We start from the raw sequence: 26,817 nt of genomic DNA, 5'->3' as shown, positions 1-26,817 counted from the left end.
GCCTATTTAAGTGATGTGCTGAAAAGGTTGCCGACACATAAAGTGACTCAGATTGAAGAATTGCTACCACACCGCTGGAAACCTGAACCGAATTAAAAAATAGGCATGGGGTTCAGCGGACGCTTACCCCCAAGACACAGACTTTGCCCTATTAAAAATAATAACCAACAACTTTACAAAACCCTCACACTTCAGGATAAAAGGCATAAAAAAGCAGATAACCGTCATACAACGGTTATCTGCCTATTTTTAATCAATTTTTTAAAGTGTTATGTACTTCGCAGTTTAAGCCTGTGTTACAGGAATACGTAACTCTTTGGGCAAACTAAAGGTAATGTTTTCTTCACGACCTGCCAGCTCTTCAGGGGCACTTGCACCCCAGTCTTGCAAACGCTGAATCACTTGTTTAATTAAAATTTCTGGTGCAGATGCGCCCGCAGTTACACCAATTTTTGTATTTGCTTTAAACCATGCTTGGTTTAATTCATCGGCATTATCCACCAAATAGGCGTGTTTCCCCATACGTTCAGCCAACTCACGTAAACGGTTAGAGTTAGATGAATTTGGCGAACCCACCACCAACACCACATCACATTGATTGGCCAAGTCACGTACAGCATCTTGACGATTTTGGGTGGCATAACAAATATCGTCTTTACGTGGCCCTTGAATATTCGGATATTTTTGGCGCAAGGCATCAATCACTTTGGCTGTATCATCAATCGACAAAGTAGTTTGCGTTACAAAAGCGACTTTATCTGGATGCTGAACCGCAAGTGCAGCCACATCATCTTCATCTTCTACCAAATAAATTTCGCCGCCATTTTTCTTGTCGTACTGACCCATCGTCCCTTCAACTTCGGGGTGTCCTTCGTGACCAATTAAAATCGCCTCTGTGCCTTCACGCGCATATTTGGTGACTTCAATATGTACTTTGGTGACCAACGGACAAGTCGCATCAAATACTTTTAAGCCACGACGCTCCGCTTCTTGCTGCACTGCTTTAGATACGCCATGTGCACTAAAAATTACGATGTTGTCATCGGGCACTTCATCTAGCTCATCGACAAAAATCGCGCCGCGTTGGCGTAAGTCATCTACCACAAATTTATTGTGTACCACTTCGTGACGTACATATATAGGGGGGTTAAAACACTCAAGGGCACGATTTACAATCGCAATTGCTCGGTCTACACCTGCACAAAAACCACGTGGATTCGCCAATACAATTTCCATAGAACCCTCTATGTTAAAGTTAAATAGGTCGGATGTTTAAAAAATTATGCCAACAAAAGCCATCTTGGCTATTTTGTTTAAGGGGCGTCTACTCTAAAATAGAGAAGATATTTTATCATATCAGGAAAAATATCATGTCGGGTCTATTGTTTGTCGTTTCTGCCGCTTCAGGAACAGGCAAAACATCCCTCGTTAAAGCCCTGCTTGAGCGTGTGAATAATTTACACGTTTCAGTTTCTCACACAACACGTGGTCAACGTCCCGGCGAACTCGATGGTGTGCATTATCACTTCACGCAAAAACAAGATTTTATTGACTTGGTAGAGCAAGGCGGTTTTATTGAATATGCAGAAGTGTTTGGCAACTATTATGGTACCGCGCAAGCCACGGTTAAAGAGCAGTTAGCCAAAGGTCACGATGTGTTACTTGAAATTGACTGGCAAGGCGCTCAGCAAGTACGCAATCTTTTTCCTGAATCGAAGCAAATTTTTATTCTTCCACCAAGTCAGTTTGATTTACGCGAGCGTTTATCTAACCGTGGCACCGATGCTGTCGATGTGATTGAGCATCGTCTAGGCTGCGCAGTTGAAGATATGCAGCAATATGTCAATTTTGACTATGTGATTATTAATGATGACTTTAATAAGGCCCTGCACGATTTAGAATCTGTGATTACCGCCAATCGTTTGGTGATGGCACAGCAGGCGCATCGTCATCAAGCCTTGATTGAAAAGTTAATTAGCCCGCCAAGCGCGTGATTAAAACTTGAGTCTATAGGCAAAGCACCTTATACTGCACAGTCTGTTTAAATTTACTATTCAAACGAGAATTCTTATGGCACGCGTTACCGTTGAAGATTGTTTAGACCATGTAGACAACCGCTTTGAGCTTGTACTAGTGGCAAGCAAGCGCGCGCGTCAATTGGCTCGTCAAGGCATTGAGCCAACTGTAGAGTGGGACAATGACAAGCCAACTGTAGTGGCATTACGTGAAATTGCTGTGGGTCATGTGTCTAAAGACATTTTGAAACAACGTGATCAAGATTATCAAACTTCGAGTCTTGACCTCGCACTTTCAGCAAATAACTTGAATTTAGATGGTTTTTCTTTCCAATAAGAACGACTTTCTGAAAAAGCCTAGTTTTTTACTAGGCTTTTTTGTTGTCTGAACTTTAATCTTGCGCTAAAAACCGTTATAACATAAGGATTAAGACCTGATTTTAAATGGTCTAATGACCTTATGTTTTGGTACAAAAAAAATTGACAAGTCATGCAATATGCTTTTCATTATAAGGTCTAACTGTAGATTCGTTATCACTTGTATTTTAAAGGGTGTTATATGCCAGGCACGATGGTCAGCCAAGCCAAACAACAGCTTCAAGCCATGATCGAACCTTACCTTAGCGTAAGTGAAGTCGAACAGGTGCTTACGGCTTGCGATTATGCCGAGCATGCGCATGATGGCGTTACCCGTAAAAGTGGTGAACCGTATGTGTTACACCCGATTGCGGTCAGTTGTATTTTGGCGCACATGCGTTTGGATGCTGACACGCTCATTGCTGCCCTATTGCATGACGTCATTGAAGATACTGACTACAGCAAAGATGACATCACAGAAAAATTCGGACGTACCGTTGCTGAACTGGTCGATGGTGTAACCAAGCTGAGCCATTCCAGCGACAAGGAATACAACAAAGCCGCATCGTTCCGTAAAATTCTGCAAGCGACCTTACAGGATCCACGTGTCATTATTGTGAAACTGGCAGACCGCTATCACAACATGACCACTTTAGATGCGCTGCGACCAGACAAACGCGCACGTATCGCCCAAGAAACCTTTGATGTATTTGTACCCATGGCACGTATCGTGGGTATGAATGAAATGGCAGATAACCTCGAACATCTGTGTTATCAAAATCTTGATTTAGATATGTATAACGATGTGCAAGCTGCCCTGTTGCACACCAAGCCAAAACGCTGCGAATACCAATCTAAATGGGAACAAAACCTTGCCGACCTGCTGCAAGACAATCAAATTACCGGTCGTATTAAAAAGAAAAATAACAACATTGAATTACTGCGCCACTTTGTTAAAAACGATATTGATCTACAAGAACTGACCCACAGCCATGCGTTTGAAATTATTTTACAAAGCATTGCCGACTGTGACCGTTTGGCCGATATTTTACGTGATAGCTTTCAGGTCTTGCATTATGAAGATCATATCCGTCGCCCTCTGCCAGGCGGTAACCAATCACTCATGATGCGTCTAAAAGGTGAGCAAACCACCTTATCACTCACCATTCAAACCGAATTAATGCGTAAAGCCGCACGTTTTGGTGTGGTCTTAGGTGAAAACGCACCACAAGCCTGTCGTTCTGCCATTCAAGCCTCTATGAAAAGCTTGAACGTGTTGATTGATGGTGAGTGTGCCAAAACCACATTTAGCGATTTACTGGATTACCTGCATCAAGAGAAAATTCATGTCTATACCCCACACGGACATTTACATGAATTGCCACAAGGCGCCACCGCAGTAGATTTTGCTTATGCAGCCAGTTTGTTCTTAGGTAACCACGCAGTCGGTACAAAAATTAATGGTGAAAGCAAACCACTTTCGACGCCACTGATTAGCGGGCAAGTGGTCGAAATCATCACCGATGTTTTAGCCACACCAAACCCAGACTGGCTTAGTTTTATTAATACCCAAAAAGCCCGTCGTGCCTTACAAAACATTCTGCGTGATCAGGATATTGAAGAACAGCGTTTGGTGGGGCAGCAAGCCCTGAACCGTGCGCTAAAATTGTTTAATCACTCGATTCAAGACCTAACCGAAGCAGATTGGTTAAATGTGTTGCAATGGCGTCATATCGACTCCAAAGACCGTTTATTTGAGCAAATTGCAGTCGGTGATTTATTACCGCAGTTGGTGGCGAACCACATTTACGCTCTCGATCAGGACAGCAGCGAACATTCTGACCGTCTGATCCAAGGCACAGAAGGCATTGACGTGAAATATGCACACTGTTGCAATCCTGTGCTGGGCGATCCGATTCAGGGCAACTTGTCACGTCGCGGTTTGATTGTGCATCGTGCGCGTTGCAATAACTTACTGCATGAGCAACATCAACATCCTGAAAATATCATGCCGCTACAATGGACTTCAGAAGATGTGGATGACGTGAGTTTTACCGCTTACCTCAGCATTGATATGGATATGAATGACGAACAAATTTCCGATTTGATCTATCAATGTCGTAAGGCCAAAACGGGTGTAGAGATGGTACGCAGCCACGATGGCAAAACCTATGTGAATATTGTGGTGAATAACCGTAAGCAAATTGCCAAAATTATTCGTGATTTGCGTATGCACTTCGGTTTCCCACGAATTAGCCGTTTAACGCGCCCCATCAGCATTGTAGAAGAAGCCAAAGCTTGTTAATTAATGTGGCTGCATTGTTTACTGTGCCGCACATTCACCGCTTTTGCATTATTGACTCATAAGGCTACTGAAATGCAGTCTGATGGTCTATGATGTTTATAAATTATTTTAGGAGAAATCAATGTCTCGCCAAGTCATCCATACTGAAAATGCACCTGCAGCAATTGGTACTTACTCTCAAGCCATTTTAGTGGGCAATACTGTTTATTTATCAGGTCAAATTGGTTTAGACCCATACAGCATGGAATTGGTAGAAGGGATTGAAGCGCAAATTCGCCGCGTATTTGATAACTTAAAAGCCGTTTGCGAAGCGGCAGGTGGCTCTTTGGCCGATATTGCCAAGCTCAATATTTTCCTGACCGATTTATCTCACTTCCAATTGGTCAATCAGATTATGGGTGAATACTTTGCACAACCTTACCCTGCGCGTGCAGCCTTAGGTGTGGCCAGCTTACCTAAAGGTGCTTTAGTTGAAATGGATGGCGTTGTGATTATCAATTCATAAGTCATTATCATTCAAATACTTAAAAACAAATAAACGATGCCACCTATTAAGTGGCATTTTTTAATTCAAAAACCCAATTACAATAAATGACTTTTCAAATGATTTATATTGACAAACGATAATAATTATCAATAATAACACTTATCTTATTTCAATTATTGTGGTTGCATTCATGTACGTTTGCTTGTGCCGTGGTATTACAGATCAAGACATTAAAGAAGCCGTTGCCAATGGTGCAGACAGCTATCGTGAAATTCGCGATATGTTTGACTTGGGCACCTGTTGTGGTCGCTGTGCGCCTGAAACTCGCGCCATCATTAGCGATGAAATTGCACAAATTGCGTCTCGTCTCGCCATTGCTGCATAAATCTCATATTTTCTAATACATTTCCCCACATTTAGTTATTTAAATTTTTACCGTGTTTTTCCTCCCCCGCTTCCGACTACATCGGGTTTTTCTTGGCTTACATTTTTCCACATTGCCTAGCCAATTGTTTTTGATTGCGATTTTCATTTGCGGTTCCCTAAATCACTCGCCATTTTGCCCAGTCTTGTTTAAGATAGAAATATAGATTGCCTTAAGCGGTTTAAGGCAGAAATTGTTGATGGAGTGCTGCAATGAAAGGCAATCGTGATGTGATTAATCAACTCAACCAAGTTTTGTATCATCACCTGACTGCAATTAACCAATATTTTTTACATTCACGTATGTTTAATGATTGGGGCATTGAACAACTCGGCTCGGCTGAATATAAAGAGTCGATTCGTCAAATGAAACATGCTGACAAAATTATTGAACGTATTTTATTTTTAGAAGGGCTGCCAAATTTACAACACTTGGGCAAATTGTATATCGGTCAGCATACAGTTGAAGTTTTGAACTGCGATGTGCGTAAAGTCCAAGAAAATATTGAAGCGATTCAAAAAGCGGTGGTTTTAGCAGAGCAACAATTGGACTATGTAACCCGTGATTTGGTTCAGGAAATTCTGGAGAAAGAAGAAGAGTACCTAGACTGGGCAACGACACAGCTTGATTTGGTTGAAACTGTGGGTATTGAAAACTATATTCAAAGCCAACTCTAAGATTCATCTGGTTTAGATAACTCAAAAGACTGGTTTTCCAGTCTTTTGTTTTTTGGGGCACTTTACCTAAAATTCAGTATCTTGCCTATCTCTAATGAAGAAGCTCTCAATATCAATATATTTTACTTATGCGCATTTTAAATTCTTGGATTTATAAAAAAGTATTTATAACGCAAAAAAATGTTTCATGGGTTGCATCTGTTGATGCAATATCCGAATAATAAAAATTCCATAATCCTGTTTTTTATAAAAAATAGCATGTTGATGATGATCGTGACGGCGTATTCCCTCGCCAATATCTACACATGCATAACCAATCAGCGGTGAACTCACTAACAAATGAAAGGTATTTTCCAAATGTTGCGTGTATTGGTCAGCTTGAGCTACACCAAAATTAAGTAAGGTGTATTCATAAATAGCAGTGAAGTCGTCGACAGCTAAATTTGATAGCTTATACACGATGCTTCTGCTTCACTTGAGCCGCAATATCTTTTAGGCTAAGTGTACTTTCTCCACTGTTCTCACCTGCTTCAATCGCTTGCTTTAAAGCTGCAGTTTGATTTTCTTGCTGCTCCAATAATCTTAGTGCAGATCGCATCACTTCACTGGTTGAACCATAACGTCCAGATTCAATCAGTTTGCTCACAAAGTTATCGAGTTGTGGGCCAATTGTTACACTTGTAGTTCTCGCCATCAGCATGCCTTATTGTGTGAATAGATCATACAATTCTAACACAACTCCCTTTATCTGAACAAAAGTTCAGCATCTCTTTAAATTTTCGCACATGAAATCAATTTTATAATGAATACCCCCTCTCTTTTTAAAGAGAAGTTGGGAGAGATTTTCAACATTGAAAATTTTCACCATATTTGGCTCACTATTTTCAAATCCCCCTCCTTGCGCTACACAAATCAGCGCGGCTTTGCCTCATCCAATAAAGTCGCATAATCTACATTGACCTGCCACAAAGTGCTTAACAACCATAATTGCTTTTTGGCTTCTGCTTCATAACCGTTAAATGCTAATACGCGTGCATATTTCAATAAATCGTAGCGGGTTGGATAATTCAACACAATTTCATGGATATCCTGCAATTGTTCAGGCGTTTGTAGGCTATACGGATTTAATCGAATCCACGCAATGCGGCGGTTAAATTCTTCTAGTACAAAAATATGGTTTTGATTGGTGATTTTTTCAGGTGTGTGTTCGTAGCGTACCGACTGATTCAATTTAGGCACCATCACCTCATAATCACGATAAATCAGCATCAACAACAATGCGCCAAGTACAAAAGTACTGCGTAAATAAATTGCAGATAAAGAGAAGCTTTTGAACACCCGTTGTGATTGAACCATGCCGATGATAAAACCTACAGGCAGCAAGAAGTAGGCATAGTTTTGTGGAAATTCAAGCATGGCATGTACGCTAAATGCACCGAGCATTAAAATCCCCACAACCGATTCCACCGACTGGGTATGTTTATGCAGTTGGTAGCCGCAATAACCCAGATACGCCAAAAATGGCACGCCCAGTAACACACCATTCCAAAGTAAAAAGTCCAAAATAAAATTGTGTGCGCTACGAATCCACACAGGGCCTTGCACAAATTCGCTAATCGTGACATACGCCACACTGGTTTGATGCCAACCATAGCCCCACCACGGTTGATGTTCAATCGCAGCAAGCATTTGCTGCCAAATTGCCAAGCGTGACATATCACCTGTGGCACGTTGTACCACGTCACGAGATTGAACCGAAAGGTCTGCATTTTGTGAGAGCAATTGACTAAAAGCAGGTACGATAAAAATCAGCCCGATAAATGCGGCAAACCACAGCAAGCTATAGCGAAATTTAATCCGCATCACGCCACGGTATTGTTGATAGCTCAAATAGGTCATGAGACACAGTGACGCCAACCATGAAGAACGCGACTGACTCAGTACCACACCCACCAAAATCATGGCAGCTGCAATCACAATCCACACGGTTTTAAGTTTTTGTTTTTCGTATAAATATAGGCATGCCATGAGTGACATTACCAAAAAGGTCGCCATATTATTCGGTTGGGCGAAATTGGCATAAGGACGTTGCCCAATTCTTATATCCACCATAATAGGTAGATATTGATCGAGTGTGAGCCACTGGCAAATGGCCATGAATGCGGTAATACTTCCCACGCCAAGCAGCACATAACTAAGGCCTGTAAAGATGCGTTCACGTTCGCTGTTGTTTTGCGTAAGGTTATAGCCCAAAATGATCGCAAACCAAAAACTAAAGATATACACACTGCTGAGCAAGGCTTTGTCAAAGAAGTAGACTAAGCCAAAGCCCCACTGAATGAGTGGAACACTGCACAGTGCCAGTAAGGGCAGGCTGATTTTAGGAATCTGTAATTTTTCTTTAAATAGGCAAGCGGCAAGCGCAAACAAAGCAAAAAATGCGTAGAGTTCGCCTGTATAGGTCACCCACGGGCGGTAGTGAATGGGTAATAACCATGCAAGGGAGATGAGGATAGCGGCTAAAAATAGCAAGGCAGATTTCATAGGAAAAAATAGACTAAAAACTGGCTCTATCTTATATTTTTTTTGGCAAGATGATAGTGCTTTGTACGGCAAGTTTGATTGGAATTCTGCCAGTTTTGCAATGGAGTGATTGCGTGGGGAATACTTAGATTCCCCATTTTTCAATTTAAGATATTATTTCCATGGTCTTAGATCTACTATTTTGATGATAGATGCGGATTCTTTATTGACTAAGACCACCATATCTATTGCATTGGCTTTCAAAGGTAACCACGCATCTGCTTTTGGATATTTGGCTAAATTTTTTTCAACGTCTGTTTTTTGGTTGTAGCGTTGCAGTTCTACAAGCGGTAATGCACGTTGCTGAATTTGAGCTTTTACACTAGACAACTTAACATAACGTTCTGGATGTTGAGCAAGCGAAACTCCCGAAAAAACCTCATCAAACATTTCTTTACTACGTTGTTCCCTATCTAACGAAAGTTGCATTGCTATAAATTGAGGACCCAACCATGAGGGATATTGATATTCAGGCCGAGCTTTTTGAAGGTTCTCATCAATAATTTCATTATTTTTAACTAATTCAAAACGATCAACACTATAAACTATCCACACTGGTCGTCCCTGCGCTATAGTATATACGCCATAACACAAAGCTGAAAGCTGAATTAAAATAATAACCGTTAAATCAAATTTTAATGTTTTTTTACCATCTTTATAAACCAATAAGCCTAATACAGGTCCAATAATCACATCTATCATTAACATCATTAAAAAGATATGAGTAACATTTACAGCTTTTGCCAGTGGAGATGGGTACCAAATAAAAAAAACCATTCCCACGACAATACTAGCAATAAATAACGAAATGCAAAAATGGCCTAGAAAAAATTTAACTCTTTTGCTCATATTCATAAACATATTGAATTATCGACAATTTATTGGTAAATACTTGGATTCAATTCCTGTGGCATCTGGTTTAGCCTGACATTTCCAAGCACGTACCTCCTTAGAAGTAGCAGTAGCAAAATCACTTGCAACAGATGGATGAGTCATAGCACCATCGCTATATGGTACCAGTTCTAAATTCACTTTTGCGCCTAGTTCTGGAAGATTTTGTGCTTTCACTGAAATCAATCCATCCGCATTTGTCGCAATAATTGCAACCTTACTTGATGCTCCCGATGCAGCACCACAACTAAATTCTGAACCAGTAGTTGGGGGTGAAGTAAATCCAGATTGGGATGCTTCTGTTACCGCTGTGCGACAGACAGCAGTTGCCATCACCACTTCTGAAACTTTAGTACGTATCACATAATCGTTATATGCAGGAAGAGCAATTGCACTTAATATACCTACAATTGCAACAACAATCATCAGCTCAATTAAAGTAAACCCATTTGCTGTCATTTTTTATCTCCCCACTCTATCTAGTAAATGGGTGCAAAAACAATGCCAAAAAAATTAATAATATATTCAAACATTTAACAAAAACACATTCTAGTATCTGTCAATAAACGACATTATTTGTCATTTATTAATTCCTTCTTGCCGCAGAAATAAGCTTATTTTTTCTTCAGTTAATTGCTCTTTATAAAAAGCATTAAAAAGTTTTAACATACGCTTCATCTCTTTCTCTTGACCATTTAAATACAGAATCTGGATATAGCGATATAAAACTGGTCTATCAGGATAACGATAAACAACTTTACGCATTCGTTCCAATTGTTGTGCAGAAATATCTGTACTGATAGGTTGGCGTACATACCATATATATTCGCTTAATTGATTAAGTAATATGGCTTTAGGCTCAATACCGTTTATATTAATATTACGCAGTTGCACATTCTCATAACGCATGAGTTCATGTTCACTTTCATTTTTTTTATAATCATAAATAATAATAATCAATAAAAATGTAAGTACTACACTATATAAAAAATATATTTTTTTATCTAAATAGAAAGACTTTATCAATTGATCTTGTTTTCCACATATTATTCCTAAAAGAAACCCCATTGGCAATAAGAAGTAAGCATAAGCAAATGGATATTCCAGCATACTATGTGTAAAAATAGCACCAACCATACTCAACAATATAATCGATTCTTTATCCTTTGATCTAATTGCCACTTTAAGTAAAAAAAACACAATTAAACAGGATATTATAAAACCTAATATCACACCATTCCAGATCATTAGATCTAAAAATAAATTATGACTGTAACCTAAAATAGGATGTTTTATAAAGTCTGTACTATTCGATAACTGTGCAATATTTAATTGTCCCCAGCCATATCCCCAGAAAGGGCTATCTTTTAAAATAAATAAAATTTGTTGCCATTGATAAAGACGATCTAACCCTGTTGTTGCTCGTTCAGTCGCACTTTGCAAATAAGAAACACCTAAAAAATTGGCTAAAGATGGTAAAGCAATCCATAAACTTAGAAATACTCCTCCCCACCCAATTATATAAAGAGGTCGAATATACATTGCTATCTGTTTATTCTTAATCAACCACCAAACTAAAAAGCAAATATAAAATACCCATGCTGTTCTTGATTGAGCCAAGACAATACCACACAGGAGGAAAAAAGCTGTCAGACAAGCCACCCATTTATTAATTTTTTTATTTTCAAAAAGATAAAAGACAGACATTATTCCCATTATTAATAATGTAGATAATTGATTCGGTTGTGCCATATTTGCAAAAGGTCGCCCTTTGGGTGGTAGATCAACGGTCCAAATATTTCCTGTAAACAACAACCATTGTCGCAACTGAATCCAGACTGAAATAATACTTGCAAATAATAATATACTAATAAGACCTAATATAATTTTTTCCTTTTTTGATGATTCTATTTTCTGAACATTAAAACCAACAATAAAGATTGTGATAAAACCTAAAATATAAAGAAAATTTATAACAAATTCCCCACTAAAATAAATAATACCCAATGAATATTGAATAGATAGAATAAAAATAAGGGTAATCAAAAAGAATATATGATAAGGGATTTCAATTTCTTTTTTTTGAAAAAGACTATAAGCCAATAATAGAGCTGCAATAAACATACAACTATCTTGATAAAAAGATAGCCAAGGTTGGTAATGATTTGGCAAAAGATATGCTAATAGACAAAAAAAAGCAGCGAATAGATAAATAATTTTCATTCTTATACAAACTCTAAATATAAAAAAAGAGGGTTACCCCTCTTTTTTTATCAACTAAATATTAACGGCAAGAAGCTGGTAAGTATTTAGCTTCGATACCATTAGCACCAGTAGCATCACCACCTACACACTGCCAAGCTTTAACTGGTTTTAATGTACCATCTGTAGCACGTGAATAGTCTGAAGCAGTCATTACAGTTGTTGAGTTTGGATCAGAATATGGTTGGAAACTAACCCACAAATTCGAAGTACCCAACTGTCTGATATTTCTTGCCTTAACAGAAACCCTTCCTGCTTCACTTGTAGTAATTTGTTCAACATATTGAGAAATAGGCGAACCTGAACTACCCGCTTCACCGCAACCAAATTTATCAGCTGCTGCTGGTGCTGCAGCAAAACCTGTTTGTGATGCTTCAGAAACAGCTGTACGACACGTAGAAGCAGCTAAAACCACTTCAGATACTTTTGCACGAGCCGTATAGTCTTGGTAAGCAGGTAACGCTACCGCAGCCAAAATACCAATGATCGCGACAACGATCATCAATTCGATGAGTGTAAAACCTTTTTGCATCGTATTCATAAACATTCTCCACAAATGTTGTTAATTTAATTATAAGCTTTGTAAGCTATTTTAATATTAGCACTAAACGTGCCAACTTTTATTATAGACAATTCCCACAAAAAAACAGCACCTTACACATAAAAAATTTAAGACTTTTAATTTGACTGTGTATTATTGTTAAAAAGTGACAAATATTGTCAGGTGGAAATTGTAAATTTAACAAATTTTGTCAATTTTAGAGCAATAAGTCACGTTTTTTAATTTTAGAAATAAATTCATCACAAATTTATTTGAATTTTCGATTCAAATTTCAGCAAATTTAACTTGTGTACGGTGCTTATATTTTGTACTCACATAGCTTCCCTTTTTGAAAAAGATGAGCCAAATGTAGTGAAAGCTGCCAATGTTTAAAAATCACTCCTATGTTCTTTTTAAAAAACAGAAGAATTAAAAAAGGAAACGACACCAACAACCCTCACCCCAAAATAATCGGAGCATTGCTCAATTCATTTTGCTGATCTAGCAGCTGGCGGTCATAAAAAGCATCCAAAATTTCACCAATTTCATTCACACATGCTATCACTGCTTGCCTATACTGCTGCTGTGCCAAACCCTGCACCATATGCGCACAGACCTCATCCCACACCTGTTGAGTGGTCGCTGTTTTAATGCCACGGTCTATCACAATTTCCACCTTGCGCTCACACAAATTCAGGTACAGCAAAACCCCACTGTTCAGTTCAGTATCCCAAACACCCAATTCTGCGAATAATTGGTGTGCACGGGTATGCGTATCTATCGTATACGCCAAACGCGAGGGTAAACAACCTTCAATCACCACCTGAATTTCACCTACATTCCCATGTTCAGCAGCAGTCACTGCTTCTGCAATGGCATGTTGATCCTGCGCATTAAAAAAACGTTTAGTGGCAGGTAAATAAAAGAAATGCTTCAGCCAACGCTTTACACTCGGACGCGCTGCAATCTCCATTTTCGGTTGAGTAATAATTTCTGTTGTATCTGTTGTGGTTACCATGATCCTGATGCTCCTCCCCCACCAAAGCTACCACCGCCGCCGCTATAGCCACCGCCACCCAAACCGCCGCCGCCAAAACCACCACCACGTCCGCCTCCACGCCCTGCAGAGGACAAGAAAATTTGGAAAATGGTCTGTGCAATGGCAGTGATGAGTAAAAAGAAAATTCCCGCGCCAATCATTAAACTGGTGATTAAGCCTGCACCATTGACCAAACCTGCCACTGTACCTGCCACGGCAGCGGTTGAAGCACTTAAGCGTTTTCCAACAATCAGTGAGCCAATTACCCCTGCAATTAAAATAAATAAAGCAGTGCTCAAGGTTTTTTCACGCGCCTGTTGTTCTTGCAGCGCTTCTTCATGGCGTTGTTTCAACTCTTGCGCCGCTTGTGCAGCAACTTCTGGATCTAGGTTTAAAATCCGTTCAATTTCTGCGACGCCTGCATCTATGCCTTGTGCATATTGCGCTTGTTTAAAATACGGTGTAATGCGTTGGTTAATAATCCGACTGACCACAATATCGGGCAGCACGCCCTCTAAACCATACCCCGTTAAAATCTGAATACGGCGGTCATTGACTGCAATTGCCATCAACACACCATTGTCTTGCTTGGCAGAACCGAGCTGCCATTGTTCTGCGACCCGCATGGCAAAATCAAAAATATCTTCCTGTCCTGTAGTCGGAACAATCACCACCCCAATTTGCGCTTTGGCTTGTTGATGTAAATTTAAAATCCGCTGGCTGATTTGCTGTTTTTCTGCAACAGTGAGCAAATTGGCTTGATCGACTACGGGCTGATTCAAGGTCGGCAAAGCACGTATAGATTCACCTTCTGCCATATCATGGGCAATTTTCGGTTGCTGAACGGGTGTTTCCGCAGGTGCTTGCTGAGTGCTCGCTGTAGACTGGCGTGAGTTTGCAAGATCTGGGATAGGGTTGGCATTTTGAGGATGCTGTTGCTGCACAATTTTACCCAGCACCACAGCTTCGGCAGTTTCATCAGTTGCTGTAGCAACTTCACTAAATGCCAAGCCACTAAAACACATGACAACCATCAGCAGCAGCATCTGCCCAAGATTTATACAGGTCTTGCTGTGCGATTGCTGCATCCAAACATCCTCCTAGGCGTTATTCAAACGAAACTTTCGGTGCTGTTTGTGCGCTTTGCTCGGCACTGAAGTTTGGTTTGGTGTCCATACCAATGACTTTTGCGGTCATCACTTGCGGGAATTGACGTGCATAGCTGTTAAAGTCTTGCACTGTGCTGATGTAACGGTTACGCGCCACGGCAATACGGTTTTCTGTGCCTTCTAGTTGTACTTGTAAATCACGGAATTGCTCATTGGCTTTTAAGTCTGGATAATTTTCAGACACCGCAATTAAACGTGATAAGGCACTGGTCATTTGCGCCTGTGCTTCCTGATATTTCTGGAATAACGCAGGGTCTTCTAATACCGACTTATCCACTTTTAAGCCTGCGACATTGGCACGTGCCTGAGTGACTTCAGTCAAGACTTGTTCTTCGTGTTTGGCATAGCCTTTGACCACATTCACCAAGTTTGGCACTAAGTCAGCACGGCGTTGATATTGGTTTTGGACTTCTGACCAAGAAGCAGTCACGGCTTCATCTTTGACTTGTAAGGTGTTATAGCCACAGCCGCTTAATGTCAAAGTACTGGTTAAAGCCACCGCGAGCATGGTTTTTTTTGTGAAATTCATAAATTAACCTCTAAATTTTCTTTGTATTTGTTTGAAATGATTTCATTCTAACGTGAAATTCTGACTTGTTTGTGTATTTTGTTTAATCGAGCGAATCACCAAACTGATTACATCCAACAATAACCTTGTACAGCAGATTGAATTGATATTGAAGTTTCAGCTCTTAAACCTTATATGAATCAGAGATGGCAATATATTCCACTTGAAGATGAGCTGTATAAAATATCCAATAAAAAAGGACTGAATTCCTTAAAACTCAGCCCTTTCAAGATCTAGCAAAACAAACTCGTTTAGACCTCTAAATAATCTAAAATACCTTCTGCCGCCTGACGACCTTCCCAAATGGCAGTCACGACCAAATCAGAACCACGCACCATATCGCCTCCTGCAAAAATTTTCGGGTTAGACGTTTGGAACTTAAATGTTTGCTGTTCTGCTGCCACTACACGACCTGAACCATCTACCCCAATATTGGCAGAGGCAAACCAATCTGCAGGGCTTGCACGGAAACCAAAAGCAAGCAATACCGCATCGGCAGCTAAAATTTCTTCTGAACCTGGAACAGGCTCTGGGCTGCGACGACCACGACTGTCAGGCTCACCCAATTGTGTGGTGACCACTTTCACACCTGTGACTTTACCATTTTCACCAACAATTTCAATTGGTTGACGGTTAAATAAGAAGTTCACCCCTTCTTCACGGGCGTTGGTCACTTCACGACGTGAACCTGGCATATTGGCTTCATCACGACGATAGGCACAAGTGACTTGCTGCGCACCTTGACGAATAGAAGTACGGTTACAATCCATGGCAGTATCACCACCACCCAGTACAATCACTTTTTTGCCTTCAACACTGATGTATTCTGCAGGGTCTTTTTCCCAGCCTTGGCAACGGTTAACATTGGCAATCAAGAAATCCAGCGCATCATAAACACCATCTAAATCTTCACCAGCAAATCCACCTTTCATATAGGTATAAGTGCCCATGCCCATGAACACGGCATCGTAATCTGCAAGCAATTGTTCAATCGTGATATCTGTACCAATTTCGGTATTTAAACGGAATTCAACCCCCATGCCCGAAAAAATTTCTCGGCGGCGTTTCATCACGTCTTTTTCCATTTTAAATTCTGGAATACCAAAGGTGAGCAAGCCACCAATTTCAGGGCGTTTGTCAAAAACTACCGGTTTGACGCCATTACGCACCAAAATATCTGCACAGCCTAAACCTGCAGGGCCTGCGCCAATAATCGCCACTTTTTTATCGGTCCATTTCACATGCGACATGTCTGGACGCCAGCCCAAGGCAAAAGCAGTATCGTTGATGTACTTTTCGGCATTGCCAATGGTGACTGCACCAAAACCATCATTTAAGGTACATGCGCCTTCACACAAGCGGTCTTGTGGACAAACCCGTCCACAAACTTCAGGCAAAGTATTGGTTTGATGACACAATTCTGCTGCCTGAAAAATACGACCTTCCGAAATTAGTTTAAGCCAGTTCGGAATGTAGTTATGCACAGGGCATTTCCATTCACAGTACGGGTTACCACAGCCCAAACAACGATGGGTCTGATTGGCCGCCACTTCTGCAGTAAACGGTTTATAAATTTCCACAAACTCATTTTTGCGGACATCGAGATCTTTTTTCTCTGGATCTTGGCGTGCTACATCCAGAAATTGAAAGTCATTATGTAGGCGTTCTGCCATGTCTTTCTCCGTAGGTGGATGTGGATAACGCGACATTTACACTGGGTATAAGTCGAAAGTTATCCACATCTGCCGAATGCTGAGTCGTGGATTATTGTGGATCTGCTTGGGTGGTTTTCAACAAAGTCTGCAAGTTGGCAGCTTTTGGTTTTACCAGCCAGAATTTACGGCTATAGAAATCAAACTCATGACGGATCTTATACGCCCACGCACTGCCTGTTTCAGCAATGTGTTCATCTAAAATACGTCCTAAGAATGCTTTATGTTCTTCCATCGCTTCAGTCGAAATACGATTCAGCTCAATCAGTTCGTGGTTGTAACGGTCTACAAAGTCATTATCCAAATCCAGTACATAGGCAAATCCACCTGTCATGCCCGCACCAAAGTTGTGTCCCACTTTGCCCAATACCGTGACAATTCCGCCAGTCATATATTCACAGCAGTGGTCGCCTGCCCCTTCAATCACAGCGAAGGCACCTGAGTTACGCACCGCAAAGCGCTCACCTGCCGTACCTGCAGCAAATAATTTACCACCAGTTGCACCATAGAGACAGGTATTACCAATTATCGCTGTGTTTTGAGTTTGGAAAGGCGAACCTTTTGGTGGGAAGATGGAAATTCGCCCCCCCGCCATGCCTTTACCCACATAGTCATTGGCATCGCCTTCAAGTTTGATATGCAAACCACCTGCATTCCAAACACCTAAAGATTGTCCCGCAGTACCCGTAAGGTTCAATTTGACAGGATGGTGTTCCATGCTCAAGTTACCATAACGACGCGCAATTTCACCTGAAATACGCGCACCAATTGAACGGTCACAGTTGCTCACATTAAAGTAATATTCGCCCCCTGTACCTGCTTCAATTGCAGGCAACATCTCTGCAATCATTTTTTCAGCCAAGATGCCTTTGTCAAATGGCGCATTGCCTTCAACCTGACAGTATTGCGCTTTGCCTTCTGCCGCAGGGTGCGATTCCAACAAGGCGCTTAAATCCAAGTGCGCATGTTTTTCGGTTTCACCCGGTAAAATTTCTAGCAAGTCGGTACGACCAATCAAGTCTTTCAAGCTCGCAACACCCAGTGCAGCTAACCATTCACGGGTTTCTTCCGCAATGAAAGTGAAGAAGTTGATCAGCATTTGTGGTTCACCAATATAGTGTTCCTGACGCAAATGATCTTGCTGCGTTGCTACCCCTGTTGCACAGTTATTTAAGTGACAGATACGCAAGTATTTACAACCTAAGGCAATCATTGGCGTTGAACCAAAACCGAAGCTTTCCGCACCTAAAATTGCCGCTTTCACCACATCTAAACCAGTTTTTAAGCCACCATCGGTTTGCACACGAACTTTGCCACGCAAGTCATTCACACGTAATGCCTGATGCGCCTCACTTAAACCCAACTCCCACGGCGAACCTGCATGGTGAATAGATGATAGTGGCGATGCTGCGGTACCGCCATCATAACCCGAGATGGTAATGAAGTCGGCATAGGCTTTAGCGACACCTGCTGCAATGGTACCCACACCCGGTTCAGACACCAGTTTGACCGATACCATGGCTTGTGGATTGACTTGTTTTAAATCAAAAATCAATTGTGACAAGTCTTCAATCGAATAAATATCGTGGTGTGGTGGTGGTGAAATCAAAGTTACACCTGGCACAGAGTAACGCAAACGTGCAATCAACCCATTCACTTTACCACCCGGTAACTGACCACCCTCGCCTGGTTTTGCACCCTGCGCCACTTTAATCTGCAACACTTCTGCAGAGGTTAAGTACGCAGGCGTTACCCCAAAACGTCCCGAAGCAATCTGTTTGATTTTCGAGTTACGAATCGTGCCATAACGCGCAGGGTCTTCACCGCCCTCGCCTGAGTTTGAACGCCCACCAATGGTGTTCATGGCAATGGCAATTGCTTCATGTGCTTCTGGTGACAACGCACCTAAAGACATCCCCGCAGAGTCAAAACGCGGTAAAATTTGCTCAACCGACTCCACTTGATCTAAGGCAATGGAATTGTCTGTTTTTAACTTGAATAAATCACGAATGGTTGCAATTGGGCGATTATTTACGATTTCTGCATATTCTTTAAAATCTGCATAATTGCCTGAACGCACCGCTTTGTGTAAGGCATTGATCACATCTGGGTTAAAGGCATGGTATTCCTTGCCAAATACAAATTTCAGCAAACCACCCTGATCAATTGGTTTACGTGATTTCCATGCAGTGTCTGCTAGTTTTTTCTGATCATTTTCAAGGTCGGCAAAGGTAGCCCCCTGAATACGGCTTGGCACACCAATAAAGCATGTATTCACCACTTCGGCTGATAAGCCGACTGCTTCAAACAACTGACCACCACGGTAAGAGGCTACAGTTGAAATCCCCATTTTGGACAAGACTTTGAGCAAGCCTTTTTCAATGCCTTTGCGGAAATTGCTTTGTGCATAGACAGGGTCGCCCAATAACTCGCCTTTGGCAATCAAGTCATTGATCACATCATAAGCCAAATATGGATACACCGCAGTTGCACCAAAACCGAGCAATACTGCAAATTGGTGCGGATCACGGGCAAAACCTGTTTCCACAATAATGTTGGCATCGGTACGTAAACCGACTTGAATTAAGTGGTGATGCACCGCACCAGTCGCCATGACCGCATTCGCAGGCAAGTAACCTTCACGAATTTTTTTATCGGTGAGTACCAATAAAGTTTTACCCTCACGCACCGCTTGTGCAGCAGTTTCGCAAATCCGTTGAATCGCAGCTTGCAAACCTTCATTTTCAGCATAGTTCAGGTCGATGTCGGCAATTTCATAGCCTTTACGACCCAAAGTGCGAATTTGGTGCATTTTTGAATTGGTCAACACAGGACTTGAAATAATCAAGCGGTCGGCATGTTCTGGGCCTTGCTCAAATACGTTTTGTTCACGACCCAAACAGGTTTCCAAAGACATCACGATCGATTCACGCAATGGATCAATCGGTGGATTGGTCACCTGCGCAAACTGCTGACGGAAATAATCTGACACATGACGTACCTGACGTGATAATACTGCCATTGGGGTATCATCACCCATGGAACCCACAGCTTCCTGACCACTTTCTGCAATTGGACGCAATAATTGGTCACGCTCTTCAAAGGTCACCATAAACATTTTTTGTGCAGCTTTTAAGGCATCACCTTTTAAACCCTGATCACACAAATATTCTTCAAGCTCTGGACTACCTTGTAAACGGATTGAATTTTCACGTAACCATTCACGGTAAGGACGCATTCTTTTAAGATGGTTATTTACATCCTGCGTATCGAGCACTTTGCCTGTAAAGGTATCCACCACCAAAATTTGACCAGGACCAACACGTCCTTTAGAAATTACATCTTCAGGTTCATAACCCCACACCCCAATTTCAGAGGCCAAAGTGATGTAGCCATTTTTGGTGATCACCCAACGTGCAGGACGTAAGCCATTACGGTCTAGCATACAGATGGCATGACGACCATCCTGAATCACTAAACCTGCAGGACCATCCCATGCTTCCATATGTTTAGAGTTAAATTCATAGAAGGCGCGTAAATCGGCATCAATGGTTTCGACGTTCTGCCATGCAGGTGGAACCAACATACGCAAGGCACGGAATAAATCCATTCCACCACCCACCAGAATTTCCAGCATATTGTCTAAGCTTGAGGAGTCTGAACCTGTACGGTTTACAATTGGGTTTAGCTCTGTCAAACCTGGCAATAATGGATTTTCAAATTTAGGGGTACGTGCCATCGCCCAGTTACGGTTGGCGGTAATGGTGTTGATTTCACCATTGTGTGCCAAGTAACGGAAAGGCTGCGCCAACGGCCAACGTGGCAATGTGTTGGTCGAGAAGCGCTGGTGGAACACCACAATATGTGATGCCAAACGTGTATCAGCAAGGTCGGTATAGAAGTCTGCAATCGCTGCAGGCATCATCAAACCTTTATAGCTGATCACGGTTGAGCATAACGTGGTCACATAAAAATATGGATCAGCAGTCAATTGCTGCTCGGCACGACGACGTGCCAAGAATAATTTACGGTTAAATTCAACCTCAGTCACCCCCAATGGGCAATTGACAATAATTTGCTCAAAAGCAGGCAAAGACTGCATGGCGATTTCGCCCAATGCCTCATTATTGGTTGGCACCACACGCCAAGCCAATACTTTACAGCCTTCTGCTTCAATTTCTTTGGTCAGGATATTTTTTGCATGCGCCGCTAAGGCAGGGTCGAGGTTCAGAAATACTGTACCCACTGCAAAAATTTCGCTCAGAGTAATGTCACTTAAGCGTTTTGCTTCTTCGCGGAAAAATTGCTTTGGCATCGCCAACAGCAAACCACATCCATCGCCCGTTTTACCGTCTGCGGCAATACCACCACGGTGGGTCATGCAACTTAAACTATGAATGGCAGTCTTGACGAGATCATGGCTTGCATCACCCTGCATATGGGCAATTAAACCGAAACCACAGTTATCTTTAAACTCATCCGGTTGGTATAAACCTTGAGCGGGAGCTACAGTATTAGGCGATGGCATGTGCATAGCGTACCCTTCTTTTACTTGCCCAATTGGGCCAATTAAACAATCTGTTTTTGCGATTTAACTCAATTTACAACTCTAAACATCAACCTTGGGTAAATGAAATGTCACACATTTATTTCAATCAATACCGATTAAAAAGCCTGAGTGACCGATTCATCATTTACGCAACTTTTACACTTTAATGTAGCAGGCAAATTTGACAGTTTCGCACAATCATTGAATCTTTTTTGCGCCAAAATAGGGACAACAACTCAATTCACGCACCAATAAAAGCAAAAACAATGCCAACTTTATTTTTTATTCGCACATGAGCCAAATCTCAGCTTTAATCCTAAAAATGTAAAATCAGATCACATTTTTAAGTCAAATTCGCACTATTTTTGTGCATTTCATTATTTTTATACACCATGCTGCGCCATTTTAGAACGCAATTTTTAGTGAGAAGAATAATTTTTTTAGATCAAATTGGTGCAATTGAGCCAAAATAGACAAAAAGGATAAAGCTCAAGTAGCTATTTGAATGACTCGACTTGAGCTAAAAGAATATTGGAAATGTTTATGATTAGTTAAAAGGATCGCGCACTTCAGGTTCAGGTGCATCGGGCTGAACAGGTGCAGTACCACTTTGTGATTTTTGTACATCCACGACATTACCCTCCTGATCACGGCGGGTAATCGTAGTACTGGTGGTACTATTTTGTGGGGCAACAGCCTGCGTAGTCGGTGCAGTCGTTGTGGTTGCAGGTGGACGCGCTAAAACACTTTCATCTATTTTAGGCACAGCTGCAGGACGTAAATTTACCGCATATAACTTGGTGCTCAGCCCCATTTCATCTGCACCTAAATCATTGACATAAGGACGATAGTCAGCAAATTGCACCACAACAGGCTGAATCGTTTCAGGAAATTTGAATGGCAGTGCGGTCAAAGTCTGTGCAGCGTCACGTTTATTGCCAAAACTGCCATATAACATCACATATTGTTCTGCCTGCCCCTCACCGCTTAAACGAATATAAAACAGCTTGCTACGATCTGTTTGCTTTTTAATAAAACTTTTAATGATATTTTCATCATTAACTCGAAACAGTTCAATCGTGCTGTTATTTTTTTGTTCCTGAATAAATTTAGTACCGCGAAACTCAGCCTCATGCAAACCAGAAGCCGTTAAACGCGTGGTGAGTTCCAAAGGGCGGACTTCTTCTTGCAAGCCACCCAAATAGGTGGTTGCAGCAACCTTTTCGGGTTGAATTTGTAATTCAATTTCAGACTCTGGTTGTTTTTCAATTTCAACCAGTTCTTCACGGTCAGTCACCGCCCAAAAAATCAGTGCCGCCAATAAACACAGCACCGCGCCCAGCAACCAAATTGACTGTTGAATTTTTTGCCAGTGTGTACGCAGTGCTGTCATATGCTGCCTTTTATGCTTGATTGGCTAAAATCGCCTGTTTCATCAATTCTAAGTCAAACTCTTTGGTGATGATGGCTTGACCCAATTGCTTCATGAGCACCAAACGTAATTGACCATTCAGCACTTTTTTATCGTGTGCCATATAAGCCAAAAACTGATCCAGTGGAATTTGCGGACATACTATCGGTAAATTGGCGCGAGAAATGATATTTTTTGTACGCTCTACATCTTCGGCAGAAATCCAGCCCATACGCTGTGATAAATCGGCTGCCATTACCATCCCTGTCGCAACAGCTTCACCGTGTAACCATTCACCATAACCCAAATAAGATTCAATTGCGTGCCCAAAAGTATGCCCAAGATTCAATAAAGCGCGTTCACCTTGCTCTTTTTCATCATTGGCAACAATACGCGCTTTATGTGCACATGAACGATATACCGCTTCTGCCAGTACAGCAGGATCACGCGCCACTAATGCTTCCATGTGCGTTTCAAGCCATTCTAGAAACTCGACATCACCCAAAAGCGCATATTTAATGACTTCGGCTAGGCCTGCAGACAACTCACGCTCAGGTAAAGTATTCAGTTGCGACATATCGGCCAGCACCACTTGGGGTTGCTGAAACGCGCCAATCATGTTTTTACCCAATGGATGATTAATCCCTGTTTTGCCACCGACACTTGAATCGACCTGCGACAATAAAGTGGTCGGTACTTGAATGAAGTACACTCCACGCTGAAAACTTGCCGAAGCAAAACCTGCCATATCGCCAATCACGCCACCGCCCAAAGCCAGCACCGTACAATCACGGTTAAAACCCGCTTCTAGCAAGGCATCAAAAATAAGGGTGAGATGCTGAATATCTTTGTATTTTTCTCCATCAGGCAAAATACAGGTTGCCACTTTCTTACCAAGTGCTTCAACAGCCGTCACATAATGACTTAAATACAAAGGTGCAACCGTGGTATTGGTCACTATCATGACTTGCTGACCTTTAATATAAGGTGCAAGTAATTCTTGGGGTTGAAGATCACTGCCAATAAAAATTGGGTAACGGCGATCGCCAAGTTCAACGTGTAAAGTCTGCATGAAAAAGTCGCTTTCTACCTAAGATATTTGCTCTGAAACAATCGTATTTAAGATTTTTTGCGCCAAATCTCGCGCAGCACCCTGATTGGTTTCAATAATATAATGTGCCACCTCACGATACAACGGATCACGCACTGCAAGCAAATCACGTAATCTTTGTTCGGGGTTTTCGACTTGAAGTAAAGGACGGTTTTTATCGCGATAGGTTCGCTGAAGTTGAATTTCGACAGGGGTATATAGATAAACAACAATACCACGTTGTTTTAAGAAGTCTCGATTCGGGGCTTGAGTCACCGCGCCGCCACCTGTAGCAAGTACAAGTTTATGCCGTGTGGTTAACTCATCAATAACCGCTGTTTCACGACTACGAAACCCTTGTTCACCTTCTTTTTCAAAGATCCAAGGAATCGTAGCGCCAGTTTTGCGTTCAATTTCATGATCACTATCTAGAAATTCACGCCCTAACAATTCCGCCAAATGGCGTCCTACAGTGGTCTTGCCTGCCCCCATCGGCCCTACCAAATAGATATTTGGTAGGGTGTCAAACTCTTTGCTTAGCAAGGAGTCACCTATAAATTTTGTTTAAATTGAAAATATATTAATGATTTCTTGAAACACTGTCATTAACAATTCGTGGTGTAACAAAAATCAGCAACTCACGTTTGTTGTCCGACTTGATATCTTTACGGAATAAACGTCCGATATAAGGAATATCGCCCAAGAATGGAACTTTGGTTTGTGAGTTAGCCGTTTGTTGCTCAAAAATACCACCCAAGACCACAGTTTCACCATTATCCACCAAAACGTTGGTATTCACGGCGTTCTTATTAATGGTGAGCTGACCTGTAGGTGTAGGTGCACCTGGCGAGTCACTGGTGATATTTAATTGCATTTGGACTTTACCGTCAGGCGTAATACTTGGGGTCACATCCAAACTTAAAGTCGCATCAATGAATTCTGTGGTAGATACGGCATTGACACCACCACCTTCAGAAGATTGATACGGAATTTGCGTACCCGATGCCACTTTGGCATTTTGCTTATCTGCAGTCAGGACTTTTGGTGTCGAAATCACTTCACCGTAACCATCTGCTTGTAATGCCGACAACTCCAAATCGAGCATAAAGTCAGACAAGCTGATTAAACCAAATGCAATACGGCTAGCACCAGGACTGGTCACACCCAAATCGACATTCAGGTTTTGTGGACGTTCAATTTCGTACTTCCAACCACCTAAATCATCATTTTTTTCTGGTTCACGCAAGTTCCACAAAGTCGTATCGCTACCACCCACCAACAAGTGGTTATTATTGGTAATCCCTTGTGACAAGATACCCCACTTCACCCCCATTTCCTTGGTGAAATCTGTGGTTGCACGAACAATACGCGCTTCAATCATCACTTGCTTCACAGACACATCCAACAAATCAATCATTTGACGAATCTGATCAATTTTTGCTGATGTATCGTTAATGATTAAGGTATTGGTCCGTGGATCTACTGAAACAGTCCCGCGTGGGCTTAGCAAGCTACCAACGCTATCGCCTAATGGATCAGTACCTGTATTGGTATTTGAACCAGTACGTGAATTTGAAGCATTTTTGCCTTCAGTAATCAACTTTTCAATGTCTGCCGCTTTGGCATAATTCAATTGAATATATTCAGTTTGAAGTGGTGCCAGTTTCACGCTTTGCGCAATCGCTTTGGCTTCTTCTTCTTCGGCTTTAATCAATTCAGAAACAGGTGCAATCCAAATCACATTACCATTACGACGCTTATCCAAGTTTTTGGTTTTCAGGATAATGTCTAACGCCTGATCCCAAGGTACATCTTTTAAGCGTAAAGTAATGTTGCCTTGCACGGTGTCTGCTGCCACCATGTTAATGCCTGTGAAATCAGCCAATAACTGCAATACACGACGCACTTCGATGTCTTGGAAATCTAGTGAAATCTTTTTGCCTGTATAGCTTTGAGCTGCACGTGGTTTAAACGGGTTTTTATCGACAGGGCGTTTTAAGCTGATGGTTAGCTTGTCTTCTGCCTGATATGCCATATATTCATAGCTGCCTGCAGCTTGAATAGTAATCACGCCATTGCTGCCATCATTGTGTGCATCAATGGTCGATACAGGTGTTGCAAAGTCATTTACATTTAAACGACGTGCTAAATGTGCAGGTACTTTATTGCCTAAAGTACGTACCACAATTTTGCTGCCTTGCTGCTGCACATATACAGGCGTATTGCTACCGAGTAGATCAATCACCACCTGACCTTCGCCTTCACCGCCACGCTGGAAACCAATATTGGATACGCCTTGTGCGCTACGTTGAGCAGTCACGGCAGCCATAGGCGTTGCCGTAGTTGAGTTAATTTTTAAAATAAAGGTGTTGCCTTCAACACGCGTGGTAAATGCACCCGCATCGGCCAAGTTCACAGTTAAACGTGAACGCTGTGCATCTGAGCTTACCTCTACAGAGCTGGCTTCTTTGGTCGCGACTGCAACGCTGTTTTGCTTAAGCGTTTGTTGCGCTTTATCAAAATCTAAAATCAAGCGGGAAGGTTGTTCCAGCTGATATGCTGCAGGTTGAGGCGGCAAACCATTAAACATGACACGAATTTCGGTGCCCTGTCCCGGAATTTGCATGGGTACGATGTTGGTAATGCTGACTTGGGCATTGGCAACTTGCATCACTGCCATTGCGACTGCGCCCATTGAAAACTGACGGAACAAATTGTTCATTGTATTACCATCCCC

24 protein-coding genes are annotated in these 26,817 nt (G+C 41.7%); 7 read left to right on the top strand and 17 right to left on the bottom strand.

Features of this window, described 5'->3' with window-relative positions; all coding sequences use genetic code 11:
* Nucleotides 1-96 (top strand): transposase domain-containing protein (locus FTU98_RS08185; protein WP_075175639.1); only part of this gene is annotated, 96 nt, incomplete at its 5' end.
* Nucleotides 97-285: 189 nt separating this feature from the next.
* On the opposite strand, the gene ispH is transcribed toward FTU98_RS08185, so the two are convergent.
* The gene (gene ispH, locus FTU98_RS08180; RefSeq protein ID WP_180050977.1) at nt 286-1,236 is read right to left on the bottom strand and encodes a 4-hydroxy-3-methylbut-2-enyl diphosphate reductase; all 951 of its coding nucleotides are present in this window, start codon (nt 1,234-1,236) and stop codon (nt 286-288) included.
* 134 nt (nt 1,237-1,370) lie between these two features.
* Here ispH and gmk point away from each other — a divergent pair, with 134 nt between their 5' ends.
* The 6 genes from gmk to bfr all read left to right on the top strand — a co-directional run bounded on the left by gmk (nt 1,371) and on the right by bfr (nt 6,265).
* Nucleotides 1,371-1,994, top strand: coding sequence for a guanylate kinase (gene gmk / locus FTU98_RS08175; RefSeq protein WP_131260628.1), 624 nt, complete (start codon nt 1,371-1,373; stop codon nt 1,992-1,994).
* 76 nt (nt 1,995-2,070) lie between these two features.
* Entirely contained in the window at nt 2,071-2,352 is a 282-nt protein-coding gene (gene rpoZ, locus FTU98_RS08170; protein ID WP_004896248.1) for a DNA-directed RNA polymerase subunit omega, read from the top strand.
* Between the two features lie 222 nt (nt 2,353-2,574).
* Nucleotides 2,575-4,677: a bifunctional (p)ppGpp synthetase/guanosine-3',5'-bis(diphosphate) 3'-pyrophosphohydrolase gene (locus FTU98_RS08165; RefSeq protein ID WP_180050974.1), complete on the top strand. Its 2,103-nt coding sequence runs from the start codon at nt 2,575-2,577 to the stop codon at nt 4,675-4,677.
* Between the two features lie 121 nt (nt 4,678-4,798).
* Entirely contained in the window at nt 4,799-5,182 is a 384-nt protein-coding gene (locus tag FTU98_RS08160) for a RidA family protein (protein WP_004809961.1), read from the top strand.
* A 172-nt stretch (nt 5,183-5,354) separates the two neighbouring features.
* The gene (locus FTU98_RS08155) at nt 5,355-5,549 is read left to right on the top strand and encodes a bacterioferritin-associated ferredoxin (protein WP_131260630.1); all 195 of its coding nucleotides are present in this window, start codon (nt 5,355-5,357) and stop codon (nt 5,547-5,549) included.
* Between the two features lie 251 nt (nt 5,550-5,800).
* Complete coding sequence (bfr, locus tag FTU98_RS08150) at nt 5,801-6,265, top strand: bacterioferritin (RefSeq protein ID WP_131260631.1); 465 nt, start codon at nt 5,801-5,803, stop codon at nt 6,263-6,265.
* Between the two features lie 165 nt (nt 6,266-6,430).
* Here bfr and FTU98_RS08145 read toward each other — a convergent pair whose 3' ends face one another.
* The 16 genes from FTU98_RS08145 to FTU98_RS08070 all read right to left on the bottom strand — a co-directional run bounded on the left by FTU98_RS08145 (nt 6,431) and on the right by FTU98_RS08070 (nt 26,802).
* Nucleotides 6,431-6,724 carry a type II toxin-antitoxin system RelE/ParE family toxin gene (locus tag FTU98_RS08145; protein WP_070153485.1) on the bottom strand — a complete coding sequence of 98 codons (294 nt, stop codon included), beginning with the start codon at nt 6,722-6,724 and terminating at the stop codon, nt 6,431-6,433.
* Nucleotides 6,717-6,959 (bottom strand): type II toxin-antitoxin system ParD family antitoxin, encoded by a 243-nt coding sequence (locus FTU98_RS08140; RefSeq protein ID WP_004974509.1) that lies wholly within the window; start codon nt 6,957-6,959, stop codon nt 6,717-6,719. The genes FTU98_RS08145 and FTU98_RS08140 overlap by 8 nt, the downstream gene beginning before the upstream one ends.
* A 218-nt stretch (nt 6,960-7,177) precedes the next feature.
* On the bottom strand, nt 7,178-8,809 hold the full coding sequence (locus FTU98_RS08135; RefSeq protein WP_180050970.1) for a PglL family O-oligosaccharyltransferase: 1,632 nt from the start codon (nt 8,807-8,809) through the stop codon (nt 7,178-7,180).
* Between the two features lie 153 nt (nt 8,810-8,962).
* The gene (gene tfpZ, locus FTU98_RS08130; protein ID WP_180050967.1) at nt 8,963-9,697 is read right to left on the bottom strand and encodes a TfpX/TfpZ family type IV pilin accessory protein; all 735 of its coding nucleotides are present in this window, start codon (nt 9,695-9,697) and stop codon (nt 8,963-8,965) included.
* 18 nt (nt 9,698-9,715) lie between these two features.
* A complete protein-coding gene (locus FTU98_RS08125) occupies nt 9,716-10,198 on the bottom strand; it encodes a pilin (RefSeq protein ID WP_151738610.1) in 483 nt (160 codons plus the stop codon).
* Between the two features lie 120 nt (nt 10,199-10,318).
* A complete protein-coding gene (locus tag FTU98_RS08120) occupies nt 10,319-11,962 on the bottom strand; it encodes a PglL family O-oligosaccharyltransferase (protein WP_180050964.1) in 1,644 nt (547 codons plus the stop codon).
* A gap of 61 nt (nt 11,963-12,023) precedes the next feature.
* Nucleotides 12,024-12,542 carry a prepilin-type N-terminal cleavage/methylation domain-containing protein gene (locus tag FTU98_RS08115; RefSeq protein ID WP_180050961.1) on the bottom strand — a complete coding sequence of 173 codons (519 nt, stop codon included), beginning with the start codon at nt 12,540-12,542 and terminating at the stop codon, nt 12,024-12,026.
* Nucleotides 12,543-12,999: 457 nt separating this feature from the next.
* Complete coding sequence (locus FTU98_RS08110; RefSeq protein ID WP_180050958.1) at nt 13,000-13,560, bottom strand: TPM domain-containing protein; 561 nt, start codon at nt 13,558-13,560, stop codon at nt 13,000-13,002.
* Nucleotides 13,554-14,669, bottom strand: coding sequence for a YgcG family protein (locus FTU98_RS08105; RefSeq protein WP_180050954.1), 1,116 nt, complete (start codon nt 14,667-14,669; stop codon nt 13,554-13,556). Before FTU98_RS08105 ends, FTU98_RS08110 begins: the two co-directional genes overlap by 7 nt.
* 19 nt (nt 14,670-14,688) lie before the next feature.
* Entirely contained in the window at nt 14,689-15,279 is a 591-nt protein-coding gene (locus FTU98_RS08100) for a LemA family protein (protein ID WP_019836149.1), read from the bottom strand.
* Between the two features lie 290 nt (nt 15,280-15,569).
* On the bottom strand, nt 15,570-16,991 hold the full coding sequence (locus FTU98_RS08095; protein WP_180050951.1) for an FAD-dependent oxidoreductase: 1,422 nt from the start codon (nt 16,989-16,991) through the stop codon (nt 15,570-15,572).
* Nucleotides 16,992-17,082: 91 nt separating this feature from the next.
* Nucleotides 17,083-21,558 carry a glutamate synthase large subunit gene (gene gltB / locus FTU98_RS08090; protein WP_180050948.1) on the bottom strand — a complete coding sequence of 1,492 codons (4,476 nt, stop codon included), beginning with the start codon at nt 21,556-21,558 and terminating at the stop codon, nt 17,083-17,085.
* A gap of 568 nt (nt 21,559-22,126) precedes the next feature.
* On the bottom strand, nt 22,127-22,972 hold the full coding sequence (locus FTU98_RS08085; protein ID WP_167846380.1) for a hypothetical protein: 846 nt from the start codon (nt 22,970-22,972) through the stop codon (nt 22,127-22,129).
* Between the two features lie 10 nt (nt 22,973-22,982).
* Nucleotides 22,983-24,062, bottom strand: coding sequence for a 3-dehydroquinate synthase (aroB, locus tag FTU98_RS08080; RefSeq protein ID WP_136143923.1), 1,080 nt, complete (start codon nt 24,060-24,062; stop codon nt 22,983-22,985).
* An 18-nt stretch (nt 24,063-24,080) separates the two neighbouring features.
* Nucleotides 24,081-24,623, bottom strand: a complete 543-nt coding sequence (aroK, locus tag FTU98_RS08075) for a shikimate kinase AroK (protein WP_004974468.1) — start codon at nt 24,621-24,623, stop codon at nt 24,081-24,083.
* A 37-nt stretch (nt 24,624-24,660) separates the two neighbouring features.
* Nucleotides 24,661-26,802, bottom strand: coding sequence for a type IV pilus secretin PilQ (locus tag FTU98_RS08070; RefSeq protein WP_180050980.1), 2,142 nt, complete (start codon nt 26,800-26,802; stop codon nt 24,661-24,663).
* Between the last annotated feature and the right edge of the window lie 15 nt (nt 26,803-26,817).

Origin of the sequence: Acinetobacter sp. YH12211, from assembly GCF_013418015.1 — a bacterium.
Lineage (GTDB): Bacteria > Pseudomonadota > Gammaproteobacteria > Pseudomonadales > Moraxellaceae > Acinetobacter > Acinetobacter towneri.
The sequence above is the reverse complement of the archived record's forward strand: the minus strand, read 5'-3'. Positions and strand labels throughout refer to the sequence as shown.

What these genes read in the sequence shown, in the direction of transcription:
- aroB (WP_136143923.1), bottom strand. Translation starts at nt 24,062, where the DNA reads ATGCAGACTTTACACGTTGAACTTGGCGATCGCCGTTACCCAATTTTT.
- FTU98_RS08095 (WP_180050951.1), bottom strand. Translation starts at nt 16,991, where the DNA reads ATGGCAGAACGCCTACATAATGACTTTCAATTTCTGGATGTAGCACGC.
- gmk (WP_131260628.1), top strand. Translation starts at nt 1,371, where the DNA reads ATGTCGGGTCTATTGTTTGTCGTTTCTGCCGCTTCAGGAACAGGCAAA.
- FTU98_RS08155 (WP_131260630.1), top strand. Translation starts at nt 5,355, where the DNA reads ATGTACGTTTGCTTGTGCCGTGGTATTACAGATCAAGACATTAAAGAA.
- FTU98_RS08140 (WP_004974509.1), bottom strand. Translation starts at nt 6,959, where the DNA reads ATGGCGAGAACTACAAGTGTAACAATTGGCCCACAACTCGATAACTTT.
- FTU98_RS08120 (WP_180050964.1), bottom strand. Translation starts at nt 11,962, where the DNA reads ATGAAAATTATTTATCTATTCGCTGCTTTTTTTTGTCTATTAGCATAT.
- ispH (WP_180050977.1), bottom strand. Translation starts at nt 1,236, where the DNA reads ATGGAAATTGTATTGGCGAATCCACGTGGTTTTTGTGCAGGTGTAGAC.
- FTU98_RS08115 (WP_180050961.1), bottom strand. Translation starts at nt 12,542, where the DNA reads ATGAATACGATGCAAAAAGGTTTTACACTCATCGAATTGATGATCGTT.
- bfr (WP_131260631.1), top strand. Translation starts at nt 5,801, where the DNA reads ATGAAAGGCAATCGTGATGTGATTAATCAACTCAACCAAGTTTTGTAT.
- gltB (WP_180050948.1), bottom strand. Translation starts at nt 21,558, where the DNA reads ATGCCATCGCCTAATACTGTAGCTCCCGCTCAAGGTTTATACCAACCG.
- FTU98_RS08165 (WP_180050974.1), top strand. Translation starts at nt 2,575, where the DNA reads ATGCCAGGCACGATGGTCAGCCAAGCCAAACAACAGCTTCAAGCCATG.
- FTU98_RS08070 (WP_180050980.1), bottom strand. Translation starts at nt 26,802, where the DNA reads ATGAACAATTTGTTCCGTCAGTTTTCAATGGGCGCAGTCGCAATGGCA.
- tfpZ (WP_180050967.1), bottom strand. Translation starts at nt 9,697, where the DNA reads ATGAGCAAAAGAGTTAAATTTTTTCTAGGCCATTTTTGCATTTCGTTA.
- FTU98_RS08100 (WP_019836149.1), bottom strand. Translation starts at nt 15,279, where the DNA reads ATGAATTTCACAAAAAAAACCATGCTCGCGGTGGCTTTAACCAGTACT.
- FTU98_RS08085 (WP_167846380.1), bottom strand. Translation starts at nt 22,972, where the DNA reads ATGACAGCACTGCGTACACACTGGCAAAAAATTCAACAGTCAATTTGG.
- FTU98_RS08105 (WP_180050954.1), bottom strand. Translation starts at nt 14,669, where the DNA reads ATGCAGCAATCGCACAGCAAGACCTGTATAAATCTTGGGCAGATGCTG.
- FTU98_RS08160 (WP_004809961.1), top strand. Translation starts at nt 4,799, where the DNA reads ATGTCTCGCCAAGTCATCCATACTGAAAATGCACCTGCAGCAATTGGT.
- FTU98_RS08110 (WP_180050958.1), bottom strand. Translation starts at nt 13,560, where the DNA reads ATGGTAACCACAACAGATACAACAGAAATTATTACTCAACCGAAAATG.
- FTU98_RS08125 (WP_151738610.1), bottom strand. Translation starts at nt 10,198, where the DNA reads ATGACAGCAAATGGGTTTACTTTAATTGAGCTGATGATTGTTGTTGCA.
- rpoZ (WP_004896248.1), top strand. Translation starts at nt 2,071, where the DNA reads ATGGCACGCGTTACCGTTGAAGATTGTTTAGACCATGTAGACAACCGC.
- FTU98_RS08135 (WP_180050970.1), bottom strand. Translation starts at nt 8,809, where the DNA reads ATGAAATCTGCCTTGCTATTTTTAGCCGCTATCCTCATCTCCCTTGCA.